This window comes from Microbacterium sp. NFH-22A-Y (assembly GCF_021401375.1).
In the GTDB taxonomy this organism is placed as follows: domain Bacteria; phylum Actinomycetota; class Actinomycetes; order Actinomycetales; family Microbacteriaceae; genus Microbacterium; species Microbacterium hominis.
In genome coordinates this window covers 68,280-80,507 of record NZ_JACBGF010000003.1, presented here as the reverse complement: position 1 = coordinate 80,507, position 12,228 = coordinate 68,280, and the positions used below count along the sequence as shown (strand labels likewise).

Annotated in this window: 9 protein-coding genes; 5 read left to right on the top strand and 4 right to left on the bottom strand. The window is 71.8% G+C overall.

Annotated elements, in window-relative coordinates; all coding sequences use genetic code 11:
• Position 1: 1 nt before the first annotated feature.
• Genes L0965_RS11325 through L0965_RS11315 form a run of 3 tightly spaced genes read left to right on the top strand, consistent with a single transcriptional unit; the run spans position 2 to position 1,598 of the window.
• Positions 2-400 (top strand): lycopene cyclase domain-containing protein, encoded by a 399-nt coding sequence (locus L0965_RS11325; RefSeq protein WP_101306083.1) that lies wholly within the window; start codon positions 2-4, stop codon positions 398-400.
• Positions 397-729: a lycopene cyclase domain-containing protein gene (locus tag L0965_RS11320; protein ID WP_101306082.1), complete on the top strand. Its 333-nt coding sequence runs from the start codon at positions 397-399 to the stop codon at positions 727-729. Before L0965_RS11325 ends, L0965_RS11320 begins: the two co-directional genes overlap by 4 nt.
• On the top strand, positions 726-1,598 hold the full coding sequence (locus L0965_RS11315; RefSeq protein ID WP_101306081.1) for a prenyltransferase: 873 nt from the start codon (positions 726-728) through the stop codon (positions 1,596-1,598). Before L0965_RS11320 ends, L0965_RS11315 begins: the two co-directional genes overlap by 4 nt.
• A 99-nt stretch (positions 1,599-1,697) precedes the next feature.
• On the opposite strand, the gene L0965_RS11310 is transcribed toward L0965_RS11315, so the two are convergent.
• A complete protein-coding gene (locus tag L0965_RS11310) occupies positions 1,698-4,613 on the bottom strand; it encodes a UPF0182 family protein (RefSeq protein WP_060960181.1) in 2,916 nt (971 codons plus the stop codon).
• Between the two features lie 63 nt (positions 4,614-4,676).
• Entirely contained in the window at positions 4,677-5,795 is a 1,119-nt protein-coding gene (locus tag L0965_RS11305; RefSeq protein WP_060960180.1) for a PDZ domain-containing protein, read from the bottom strand.
• Between the two features lie 135 nt (positions 5,796-5,930).
• On the opposite strand from L0965_RS11305, the gene L0965_RS11300 reads away from it, so the two are divergent.
• Complete coding sequence (locus L0965_RS11300; RefSeq protein WP_101306080.1) at positions 5,931-7,355, top strand: zinc-dependent metalloprotease; 1,425 nt, start codon at positions 5,931-5,933, stop codon at positions 7,353-7,355.
• Between the two features lie 830 nt (positions 7,356-8,185).
• On the opposite strand, the gene L0965_RS11295 is transcribed toward L0965_RS11300, so the two are convergent.
• A complete protein-coding gene (locus tag L0965_RS11295; RefSeq protein WP_101306078.1) occupies positions 8,186-9,901 on the bottom strand; it encodes an ATP-dependent helicase in 1,716 nt (571 codons plus the stop codon).
• On the bottom strand, positions 9,898-10,848 hold the full coding sequence (gene nudC / locus L0965_RS11290; protein ID WP_101306077.1) for an NAD(+) diphosphatase: 951 nt from the start codon (positions 10,846-10,848) through the stop codon (positions 9,898-9,900). Before nudC ends, L0965_RS11295 begins: the two co-directional genes overlap by 4 nt.
• A gap of 65 nt (positions 10,849-10,913) precedes the next feature.
• On the opposite strand from nudC, the gene L0965_RS11285 reads away from it, so the two are divergent.
• Positions 10,914-12,227 carry a phosphotransferase gene (locus L0965_RS11285; protein WP_101306076.1) on the top strand — a complete coding sequence of 438 codons (1,314 nt, stop codon included), beginning with the start codon at positions 10,914-10,916 and terminating at the stop codon, positions 12,225-12,227.
• The last annotated feature ends 1 nt before the right edge of the window (position 12,228 follow it).

Sequence of the window (12,228 nt, the reverse complement as noted above, 5' to 3'; positions counted from 1 at the left end):
CATGCCCGGCGCGTACCTGCTCGTGCTCCTGGTGTCGATCGGCGGGGTGATGGCGCTCGACGCCCGCCTGCGCCTGGCGCTCTGGCCCCGCCGCGGCGACGGCGGCGACCGCCTCCGTGCCCGCAATGCGGGCGCGATCGTCGTCGGGACGGCGTTCTTCCTGGTGTGGGATGCCGTGGGCATCGCGACCGGCGTCTTCGTCAAGGGGGACAGCCCCTACCTCCTGGGCGTCGACCTCGCCCCGCACCTGCCGATCGAGGAGCCCCTGTTCCTCGCCTTCCTCTGCTACCTGGCGCTCACCGTCCACGCCGCTGACCGCCGGTTCGCCGACCGCGCGCACAGCGGCCCGCCGGAGGCACGGCGTCCCCCCGGCGCGCGCGATCCCGGGAGGTCGTCGTGACCTACCCGCTCATCGTGCTCCCGTTCGCCGTCGTCGCCGCGGCGGCCGTGCTCGCCACCGCGCGGCGTCCCGCATTCCGGGCGCGTCTGCGTGCGAGCGCGATCACGGCGATCGTCCTGGTGCTGCTCACGGCGGTGTTCGACAACCTGATGATCGCCGCGGGCCTGTTCACCTATCCGGAGGAGCTCATCAGCGGCATCCGCATCGGCCTCGCCCCCATCGAGGACCTGTCGTATCCCCTCGTCGCCGCGTTCGCCGTGCCCGCCGTCGCGGAGCTGCTCCGCCGACCGCGCTCTCCGCGGCCGCAAGACGCGGGAGCGTCCCGATGAGCGCCGGGGCGACGCTGCGCCAACTGCTCGTCGCGTCACGTCCGGTCAGCTGGATCAACACCGCCTACCCGTTCGCGGCCGCCCTGCTGCTCACGACGGGACGGATCGATGCGACGCTCGTGGTGGGCACGATCTTCTTCCTCATCCCGTACAACCTGGCGATGTACGGGATCAACGACGTCTTCGACTACGAGTCCGACCTCCGCAACCCCCGCAAGGGCGGGGCGCACGGCGCCGTGCTCGACCGCCGCTTCCACCGGATCACCCTGTGGGCGGCGGGACTGTCGTGCGCGCCGTTCGTCGCCTACCTGGTGATCGTCGGCTCGATCGCATCGACGCTGGTGCTCGCCGCGAGCCTCTTCTTCGTCGTCTTCTACTCCGCCCCGCCGCTGCGGCTGAAGGAGCGGCCCGTCGCCGATTCGGTGACCAGCAGCATCCACTTCTTCTCCCCCGCCGTGTACGGCCTCGTCCTGGCCGGCGCGACGTGGACCTGGCACCTCGGCGCCGTGATCCTCGCGTTCGCACTGTGGGGCGTCGCCTCGCACGCGTTCGGTGCCGTGCAGGACGTGGTCGCCGACCGCGAGGCCGGCATCGGTTCGATCGCGACGGCTTTCGGCGCGCGCGCCACCGTGCGTCTCGCCCTCACCGGCTACGCGCTGGCGGGGGCGGTCATGCTGGGCGCCGCCTGGCCCGGACCCCTCGCCGCACTCCTGGCCCTGCCCTACCTGGTCACCGTCTGGCCGTACCGCCACGTCTCCGACGCGGATGCCGCGACCGCGACGCGCGGCTGGGACCGCTTCCTCTGGCTCAACCAGTTCACCGGCTTCGCCGTCACGCTGCTGCTGATCTGGTTCGCCCTCATCCGCTGAGCGCCGCGCGCAGCCGCGCACCAGACGGCGGACCCCGGCAGACGAGACGGCGGCACCCCCGACTCCGGGGATGCCGCCGTCAGCGGGACTGCGATCCGCTCAGCCCTGGCCCTCGAGCTGGAGGAGCTTCTGCAGCGCGGCGGTCAGACGCGCGTCGGCCTCGCCGTACTTGGTCCAGTCGCCCTGCGTCAGGGCCGCCTGGCGGTCCATCATCGCCTGCTGCGCATCCTTCAGCGCGGCCTGGAACTCCACGCTCGTGCCGGTTCCGCCGCCCGTGCCCGAGCCGGTGCCGGCATCCGTGCCACCGCTCTCCGACGGTGACGGAGACGGGGAGGGCGTCACGCCGCCGTCACCCGTGCTGGCGCCGGAGTCTCCGCCGAACAGCTTGTCGAGCGCGTCCTGCAGCGTGTTCTCGAAGGCCACCTGGTTGCCGAACGCGACGAGGATCTTCTGGAGCGTGGGGAGCTTGGTCGATCCCGACGACTGCACGAAGACCGGCTGCACGTACAGCAGACCACCGCCGACGGGCAGGGTGAGCAGGTTGCCGTTGAGCACCTGGGACTGGTTCTGGTTCAGCAGGTTCGAGAACGACGACACATCGGGCTCGGAGTTGAACGTGTTCTGCACCTGGCCGGGTCCGGGGACCGGGGTCTCCGCGTTGATCTCCAGCATCCGGAGCTTGCCGTAGTTCGGATCCTTGACCCCCGCCGTGGCCCCGGCGTCCGAGTCGACGGACAGGTAGCCCATGAGGACGTTCCGCGTGTCGTCACCGCCGGGGATGAACGTCGTGAACATCGAGTAGGTCGGGGACTGCTGACCCGGCATCTTCATCGTGAGGTAGTACGGCGGCTGCAGCACCTCCTGCTTGGAGACCGGGTCGTTCGGGGTCTTCCAGGCGTTGTCGCGCTGGTAGAACGATCCGGCGTCGTCGACGTGGTAGGTGCCGAGCATGGCGCGCTGCACCTTGAACAGGTCGGTCGGGTAGCGCACGTGGCTCATCAGGTCGCCGCTCATCTCCGTGAGGGGCTTGAGCGTCGACGGGTAGACCTTCTGCCACGCCTGCAGCAGCGGGTCGGTGTCGTCCCACGCGTACAGCGTCACCTTGCCGTCGTACGCGTCGACGGTCGCCTTCACCGAGTTGCGGATGTAGTTGACGTCGTCGAGCGCGACGCGCGGCGTCGTGTTCGTCGTGTCGCTGATGGCGTCGCGCAGGCTCACGATCGACGAGTACGGGTAGTTCGCGCTCAGCGTGTAGCCGTCCACGATCCACACGATCCGCCCGTCCACCACCGACGGGTACGGGTCGTTGTCGAGCTCGAGGTAGGGGGCGACCTTGTTGACGCGGTCGATCGGGTTGCGGTCGTACAGGATCTGCGAGTCCGCGTTGATGCCGTCCGAGAAGAGGATGTCGGTCGACTGGAACTTCAGCGAGTAGATCAGCCGGTTGAACGGGTTGCCGATGTTCGGTCCGCCGTCACCGGAGAAGGTCGTCTTGGTCTGCGCCGCGTCGCCCGTTCCCCGGGGGTAGTCGAGCTCGATGTCGGGCGTGCCCTCGGGGGCTCCGACGATCGAGTAGGCGGGCGAGTTCTCGCCGAAGTAGACACGCGGCTCGTACTGCTCCCCCGTCGTGAGGGCGCCCGTGGTGGGGATGCCGCGCTCCACGAAGACCGGGTTGCCGTCGGCGGTGCGCTCGTTGCCCTTCGCGGCGACCATGCCGTAGCCGTGCGTGTAGACGAGCGTCGAGTTGTACCACGACGCCGCCTGGCCGAGCTGGCCGATGTTGAGCTCGCGCAGCGAGACGACGGTGTCCTGGCTCTTGCCGTCGATCTGGTAGCGGTCGACGTCCAGCGGGTCGGTGAACTGGTAGTACGACCGGTACTGCTCGAGCTGGCGGACGGTCGGCGAGATGATCGCGGGGTCCATGATGCGGATGGATGCCGTGGTCTCGGCATCCGAGCGCAGCTGCCCGGTCTCGGCGTTCGTGACAGCCTGGAAATCGCTCTTGGTCAGCCCGTCGATGCCGTACGCCTTCTTGGTCGCATCGATGTTGCGCTGGTAGTACGGGCTCTCCAGGGTCTCCTGGTTGGGGCGCACCTGGATGTTGGTCACGACCCACGGGTAGGCGACGCCGACGACCAGCGCCGAGACGATCAGAAGGCCCGTGCCGATGAGCGGGAAGCGCCAGCGGCCCACGATGGCGGTCACGAAGAACAGCACGGCGACGATGACGGCGGCGATGGCGATGATCGTCAGGCCCGGGATGATGGCGTGGTCGTCGACGTAGCTGGCGCCCGTGATGCGATCGCTCTGCTGCGTGAGCGTCTTGTAGCGGTCGAGCCAGATGCTCACGCCCTGCACGAGGAGGTACAGTCCCGCGATCACCGCGAGCTGGATGCGGGCGGCCTTCGAGATGCGCAGCTCACGCTGTCCGACGCGCACGGAGCCGTACAGGTAGGCGACCAGGGCCGTGACGATGAGCGAGACCAGCAGCACCGCCGAGGCGAAGCCGAGGGCGGAGCTGAAGAACGGCAGCGAGAAGAGGTAGAAGCCGGTGTCCAGCTGGAACTGGGGGTCGAGCTCCCCCGTGTCGACCCGGTTGAACCACAGCCACACGGTCTCCCACTGCGCCGACGCCGCGAACCCGGCGAAGAAGCCGAAGAAGACGGGGATGCCCCACATCGCGAGACGACGCAGCGGCTCGACGACCTCCTGGTAGTGGTCCAGCTGCGAGGTGAGCCGGGCGTAGACGGGCCGCAGGCGGTACGCCAGCTGGATCGCGGCGAACACCGGCACCGCCATCGCGAGGAATCCGATCACGAACATGATCACGCGAGCCGACCACTGCGTCCACAGCACGCTCGAGAACCCGAGCTGATCGAACCACAGCCAGTCGGCGTAGAGGCTCGCGAAGACGAAGAAGCCCACCACGATGACGGCGATCACGGCGAGCGTGATGGCGATGGCGCGGCGGAAGGGATTCGGCGTGGCCTGGTTCGGCGCTGAGGTCGTGGTCACCCCACCATCCTAGGTGGGCGCATTCTGGAGGGACGCCGAGGAACCTTCCAGGATGCCGTGAGGTCAGCGGCAGGTGGGGAGCGCGTCCAGGTCGCCGCCGTCGCGGATCGTCGAGAGCACGGAGAGGGCGTCGTCGAGGGTGGCGACCGAGAACACGCGCAGGCCGGAGGGGATGTGGCCGACGACCTCGTCGCAGTTGGACTGCGGTGCGAGGAAGGAGGTGGCGCCCGCGCCGACGGCGCCGTACATCTTCTGCCGGATGCCGCCGATGGCGCCCACCGTGCCCGAGGCGTCGATCGTCCCGGTGCCGGCGACCTGCTGGCCGCCGTTGAGGTTGCCGTCGGTGAGCGTGTCGATGATGCCGAGGGCGAACATCATGCCCGCGCTCGGGCCGCCCACGTTGTTGAGCTGGATGGTCACGTCGATGGGGAAGTCGTAGTCGTGCATCGTCGAGATGCCGACGAGCCACGTGGTCGCGCCGTCGACGGTCGCCTGCTTCGGCGTCACCTCGACGTTCTCGCTGGCGCCGGCCCGATCGATGGTCAGCTCGACCGGGGCACCGCCGCCGGCGTTGATGATGCTGCGCAGCTGGTCGGTCTCGGTGATGGGCTGACCGTTCGCCGCACGGATGATGTCGTCCTTCTGCAGGATGCCCTGCGCGGCGGAGTCGTCGGTCAGCGCGTAGACGCGCACCATCGGCTTGACGTCGTAGCCCAGCCGGGTCAGCGCCGCCGCGGTCGCCTCCTTCTGCGAGTCGACCATCATCACCGCGCTCTGCTCGTTGCGCTGCTCGGTCGTCTGCCCCTGCGGGAACACCTCGTCCACCGGGAGGACGGCTTTGGCCGGATCGAACCATGCCAGGGCCAGCTCGAACCACGACGGGGTCCGCTCACGGTTGCCCACGACCTGCACGGTCAGCAGGTCGAGGGAGCCCGAGGTGGGGTAGGTCGACGCGCCGGAGACCGTGATCAGCGGGACCTCGGCTCCCGAGGAGTCGGTCGTCGTGCCCAGCGTGTTGAACACGGGGCCCGGACGCTGGATCACGAACGACGTCGGGATGAGGGTGAGCACCAGCAGCGCCACGAGGGCGACGGCGAGGGCCCACACCCCCACCCGCGTCGAACGCGACAGCGGGCGGCGGCGCGCGGGCACGATCGTCGTGCCCTCGTCGAACAGTGCCACAGCAGACCTTCCCGGCCGATCGTTCGCGATCGGCGTACACGCGACGTCCTCCGTGGCGGGCCGAGACGGCCGTGCGGGGAAGTCCAGCCATTAGCGTAGAACGCGACGAGATCCGCCTGCTGAAAGGCGCCTGATATGGCTCACGACGACACTCCGGACCGACCCGACGACGACGATTTCCAGGAGATGCTCCGCAATCTTCTCGGCGGTGGGGCGGGGCTCGATCCCGCTCAACTGGAGGGGCTCTCGCGGATGGGCGTCGATCCGGCGATGCTCCAGCAGATGATGGCCCAGCTCCAGCACGCCTTCGCGAACGGCAGCGACGACGGCATCGACTGGAGCTCCGCGAAGACCCAGGCGCTGCACCTGGCCAACAAGGACGGCCTCGGCATCAGCACCGGGCAGAAGCAGGACTTCGACCAGGCGTTCTCCCTCGCGACCCTGTGGCTGAGCGAGGCGACCACGATCTCCGACCTCGCCGGCGCACCGCAGGCGATCACGCGCGGCCAGTGGGTGGAGGAGTCGCTGCCGGTCTGGCAGGAGCTGGCCGAGCCCGTGGCCGACTCGATCGCGGGCGCGCTGACCGCGGCGATCGACGAGCAGACCCCCGAGGAGATGAAGCAGCTGATCGCAGGGGCGGGCACCTTCATGCGCAGGGTCGGCGGCTCCCTGTTCGCCGCGCAGCTGGGCGGGGTCATCGGACGGCTCTCGCAGGAGGTGCTGAGCGGGGGCGACGTCGGCATCCCGGTCATGCCCGACGGCGTGGCGGCCATCCTGCCGCAGAACTTCGCCGACTTCGCGCGCGACCTCGACGTCACCGACGATCAGCTCGCCCTGTACCTGGGCACCCGCGAGCTCGCCCACGCGCGACTGTTCCGCCACGCCCGATGGCTGCGCCTGCACGTCATCTCGCAGGTGACCGAGTTCGCCCGCGGCATCCACGTCGACACGAGCGCCCTCGAGGACCTCGCGTCGCGGTTCGACCCCTCCTCGCCCGAGGAGCTGCGTTCGGCGATCGAGTCGGGCGCCCTCCTCCCGCAGCGCACGCCCGCGCAGGACGCGGCACTCGGTCGGCTCGAGAACCTCCTGGCGACCATCGAGGGCTGGGTGGACGTGGTGACCGCGGATGCCACCTCCCGGCTTCCCGCCGCCGCCAAGATCGCCGAGGCGGTCCGCCGCCGCCGGGCCGTGGGCGGACCCGCGGAGCAGGCCATGGCGTCGCTCGTCGGGCTGGAGCTGCGGCCGCGGCGCCTGCGCGAGGCGGCGGCGATGTGGCGGGCCGTGACGGATGCCGTGGGCATCGAGGCCCGCGACGGCCTCTGGGACTACCCCGATCTCATGCCGACCGCCGAGGACATCGACGACCCGCAGGCGCTCGTGGCCCGTCTGCAGGCGCGCGCTCGTGGCGAAGCGCCCGAACGCGACGCCTTCGACGAGGCGCTCGACGAGCTGCTGGCGCAGGCGGCGGACGAGAAGGACTCCGGCACGTCCGCGGCGGGCACGAACGATCCCGACGCCGACCGCGCGACCGACGGGCCGGAAGACCCCCGCCCCGTCTGAGCCCACGCCTCCTCCTCCCCCACGGCCCGGCCGCCCTCGCGCGCGGTCGGGCTGTGGACAGTCGCCCCGCGGCCCCCGCGAGCCCATCACAATCGGGGGCATGCTCCGACTGGCCGCGTCCCATCCGCCGCTGTGGCGGACACCCTCGAGCCTTCAGCTCGGAACGGAGCCGGGCGTACGCATCGACGGCGTCAGCGACTGGCAGGAGCGGCTCCTCGACGCGCTGACCGACGGGATCCCCGACGCGATGCTGGTGCCGCTCGCCCGCAGCTTCGGGGCGACCGCCGCACAAGCGCAGGAGTTCACGGCCCGGCTCTCGACGGTGCTGACCCGCGAGGATCCTCCCGCGTTGGCCGTGCAGGTCGAGGTCCCCGCCACGCTCGCCCACGCGGAGCTCGTGTCGCTCACGGCGGGGTGGGATGCCGCGGCACTCGCGCACGACGGCGTCTCACGGTGGGACTGCGGTGTGCCGCAGCCCGGCATCCCGCTCATCGTCGTCGCGCACCGGCTGCTCGATCCGCGGCGGGCCTCCCGCCTGATGCGCGGAGACGTCACCCACGTGCCGATCGAGCTCGCCGGCGATCGCGTGAGCGTCGGCCCCGTCGTGGTGCCCGGCCGGACGGCGTGCACCTCCTGCCTGCACGCGCACCGCGCGGACGAGGATCCGCAGTGGCCGCTGCTGGCGGCGCAACTGCTCGGCCGCGAGCCGGTGCGCACCGACCCCGCGCTCCTCGTCGAGGCGGCGCTGCTCGCCGGGCGCCTCCTGCGCGAGGCCGCGGCGCTCCCGGCCGAGCCGGACGGCGAGGTGCGGCCGACGCTCTCCGTGGGGCTCAGCGCCGCCCGCGCGCGCCGCTCGTGGCGCGTCCATCGGCCGCACGAACGCTGCCTGTGCCGATCTCCTGAAGGAATCGCGACCGCTGCCGCTGCCGCGCCCCCGAGCGCTGGGACCAGCTCAGGGAGAGCGACCGCGCGGCCCGCGTGATGCCGACGTAGGCGAGGCGTCTCTCCTCGTCGATCTCCTCGAACCCGGTCGCGTAGGAGATCGGCAGCAGGCCCTCGGCCAGCCCGACGAGGTGGACGTGATCCCACTCCAGTCCCTTCGCCGCGTGGAGCGTGGCGAGGGTGACCGTGCGCAGCGTCGGTTCGTGCTGATCGCGCCCACGCGCCATCAGCTCGTCGGTGAAGGCGCGCAGCGTCATGCCCTCCGGCGCCTGCTCCGCCAGCCGCATCACCGCCGCGCGCGCTTCCCACGCGTCGCGGAGCGCCCCGCCCGCCGGCGGCGGGTCTTCGGTGAGGCCGAGCGAGCGCAGCACATCGCGCACCGCCGCGACGAACCCGGACTCGACGGGGGCCACGGAGGCGCCGCGCAGCGCGAGCACCGCCTGGCGCACCTCGGGGAGGTCGAAGAAGCGCTTGCCGCCGAGGACGGTCGCGGGGATGCCGCGCGCCGCGAGAGCGGCCAGCAGTGGAGCCGACTGGGCGTTGGCGCGGTACAGCACCGCGATGTCCTGGGGCTCGATGCCCGCGTCGCGCTGCGCCGCGATCGCGGCGGCCACGCCCTCGGCCTCCGCCGCGTCGTCGTCGTAGCCGGTGACGGTCGGCGTCACCCCGGCCGTCCGCTCCGAACGCAGCGCCAGCGCTCCGGGCCGACCGCGCATGAGCGCGTTGGCGACCGCGAGGATGGCGGGGTCGGAGCGGTAGTTGTGCTCCAGCCGCACCACGGTGGCGTCCTCGAAGCGGTCGGCGAAGTCGAGGAGGTAGCGCGGGTCGGCGCCGGCGAAGGAGTAGATCGTCTGGCTCGCGTCGCCGACGACGCACAGATCGCGCCGGTCTCCGAGCCAGAGCTCCAGCAGCCGGTACTGCACCGGCGAGACGTCCTGGAACTCGTCCACCGTCAGATGCCGGTACTGCTCGTGCACCGCGGCCGCGACGCGCGGCTCCGACTCGAGCATGCCCGCGCACGCGAGCAGGACGTCTTCGAAGTCCAACTGCCGGCGCTCGTCCTTGACCTTCTCGTACCGATGCTGCAGCTCGGCGAGGGCGTTCGCGTCCAGCGCGGGACCGAGTCCCTCGGGGTGCGCGGCGGCATCCTGATCGATCGTGTGCATCGCGACCTTGCGCCATTCGATGCGACTGGCCACGTCGCGCAGGGTCGTGCCGTCCAGCCGCAGACCGAGGCTGTCGGCGGCCTGCCCCAGCACACGCACCTTGTTGTCGATGATCGACGGGGCGGTGTCGCGGGCCAGCTGCGGCCAGAAGAAGTTCAGCTGTGCGAGGGCCGTCGCGTGGAAGGTCCGTGCGGCGACGCCTTCGACGCCGAGCGCGCGCAGGCGCCCCCGCATCTCCCCCGCCGCCTTCGCCGTGAAGGTCACGGCCATGACCCGCGACGGCGAGTAGGCGCCGGTGTCGACGCCGTGCGCGATGCGGTGGGTGATGACGCGGGTCTTGCCCGTGCCCGCGCCCGCCAGCACGCACACCGGGCCGCGCAGCAGCGCCGCCGCCTCGCGCTGCTGATCGTCGAGGCCCATCAGCGCGCGTGCGCTCACGCGGTCTCCCCCGCCCAGTCGGCGATCAGCCGATGCGCGATGGAGGCCGTCCCGGGCAGCAGCACGTCCCCCTCGCCGCGGAGCGCGGCACGGATCTCGTCGCGGTCGAACCAGCGCACATCGACGATCTCCTCGCCGTCCGGCCGGGCGGCCGCCGGATCGACGGCCACGGCGTGGAAGCCGAGCATGAGCGACCGCGGATACGGCCAGGCCTGCGAGCCGCGGTAGTGCAACGCCTCGACCGCGACACCGGCCTCCTCGTGCACCTCCCGCACGATCGCCGACTCGAGCGACTCGCCCGCCTCGACGAACCCGGCGAAGGTGGAGTACAGGTTGCGATCGCCCCACAGGGCGTTGCGACCCAGCAGCAGGCTCTCGCCCTCGGGAGCGACGACCCCGACGATCACCGCGGGGTCCGTGCGGGGGAAGTGCTCGCGTCCGCACACCGGGCAATGGCGCGCCCACCCGGCGGCACGCTGCACGGTGCGCGCTCCGCAGTGGGAGCAGAACGGGGCGTCGACGAGCCAGCGGGCCAGGGCGACCGCCTCGACGAGCAATCCGGCGTCGACGGCGGAGAGCTCCCCGCCGATCGCGCGGAGCGACGCCCACACGAGCGGTGCGGCGGCGTCCGCCGCACGGTCCTCCCGCACCGGGTCGGCCTCGTCGGCCCCCGCCGCGGCGAGCAGCACGGCGGCGCCGGCTGCTCCCCGGCCGAGGAACGCCCACTGCACGTCTGCCCGGATCGCGTCGACCGGCACGAGCTGCAGGGCTCCGGCGGCATCCACCGGAGCGCGGTCGCCGCGGACGGCGACGACGCGGGAGGACGGGTCGGCGCGCAATCGCTCCAGCAGGTCGGGATCGCTGCGCTCCTCGGCACAGCGATCGATGCCGCCGCGCGCGAGCGCGGGCAGACGCACGGAAACAGGCGGCTCGGCCGATGGCGACATCCGGGACCTTCCTCGACGGGCGTGGCGCACACGGGGACGGGGCGCGGCACACCTACCCTGGGGGCATGGCACGCTCACCACTCACTCTAGCCGCGTCGGTCACGTCGGCTCTGCCTCGCGTCGCGGTGGTCGGTGTGGCGCCGCTGACCGAGGGCGTCTCCGGCCGGTACGACAGCGCCATCGCCACCCTCGACGACGATCGGCGCGTCGTGGTGCGCGTTCCCGTCAACGACGAGGCCCAGGACGACCTGCTGGCCGAGGCGCGCGCCCTGATCTCTCTGACGGCGGGCGTGCGCGGAGTGCTCCCGTTCGGCGCCCCCGACGTGCTCGGGCAGACGAGCGTCGACGGCCGCGCCGCGCTCGTGCAGTCCCTCCTTCCCGGCTACCGCGTGGATGCCGCACACGTGCCGTCGGGACGCGGCATCGCGACCGCGCTCGCGGCGGCCATCGCGGCCGTGCACGACCTGCCCGTCACGGTGATCCGCGACGCGGGCCTGCCGATGCTCACGTCCGGGCAGGTGCGGGACGAGGCCGAACGACTGCTGGACCGCGCCGAGGCGACCGGACTGCTGCCCTTCGGGCTGTTGCGGCGCTGGAGCACGGCGCTCGGCTCCGACCCGCTCTGGCGGTTCGAGACGACGGTCGTGCTGGGCGGGGTCGACCCGGCATCCTTCGTCTTCGAGGACGACGCCGACGGCGCACCGGTCGTGACCGGGTTGCTGTCGTGGGGCGGGCTGGGCGTCGGCGATCCGGCGATCGACCTCCGCTGGACGGCCTCGGCGCCGGCGGCCCAGGCCGACGTCCTCGACGAGTACGCGCGCCGCTCGCATCGGGCGCCGGACTCGCTGCTCTCCGAGCGCGCCCGTCTGCACGCCGAGCTCGAGTTCGCGAAGTGGCTCGTCCACGGTCACGAGAGTGGCGACCGCACCGTCGTCGGCGACGCCGTGGCCCTGCTCGAGTCGCTGGATGCCAGCGTCCGCGACGAGCCGGTGCGCGCGCGCGACGACGTCACCCTCGACGAGGCCCTCGCCGCGACGCAGCGGGTTCCGGCGGGTGCCGGCGACGCCGCCGACACGTCCATGCAGACCGACAGCTTCGACCCCGACACCCTCGCCGCCTTCCTCGCCGACGAGAACGAGGCCGGCTCGGCGGAGACGAGTCATCTGGAGACCATCCCGATCGAGCTGTCGGAGTGGTCCGCCGCGCCGGCGGCCACCGGCCGCGTGCCGGTTCACACCGCCGATGTCCCCGTGACCGCGCCCGCAGCGCGCGAGGACGACCTCGCCCCCGCCGAAGACGGTGCGCCGGTCAGCGCCGACGACATCGACCGCGACACGGCGGCGCGCAACGCGCTTCGCCGCTGGACCGGGACCGCCTGAG

Bases quoted from the DNA above. Each gene is read 5' to 3' on its own strand.
- L0965_RS11325 (WP_101306083.1), top strand. From the start codon at position 2: ATGCCCGGCGCGTACCTGCTCGTGCTCCTGGTGTCGATCGGCGGGGTG.
- L0965_RS11315 (WP_101306081.1), top strand. From the start codon at position 726: ATGAGCGCCGGGGCGACGCTGCGCCAACTGCTCGTCGCGTCACGTCCG.
- nudC (WP_101306077.1), bottom strand. From the start codon at position 10,848: ATGTCGCCATCGGCCGAGCCGCCTGTTTCCGTGCGTCTGCCCGCGCTC.
- L0965_RS11300 (WP_101306080.1), top strand. From the start codon at position 5,931: ATGGCTCACGACGACACTCCGGACCGACCCGACGACGACGATTTCCAG.
- L0965_RS11285 (WP_101306076.1), top strand. From the start codon at position 10,914: ATGGCACGCTCACCACTCACTCTAGCCGCGTCGGTCACGTCGGCTCTG.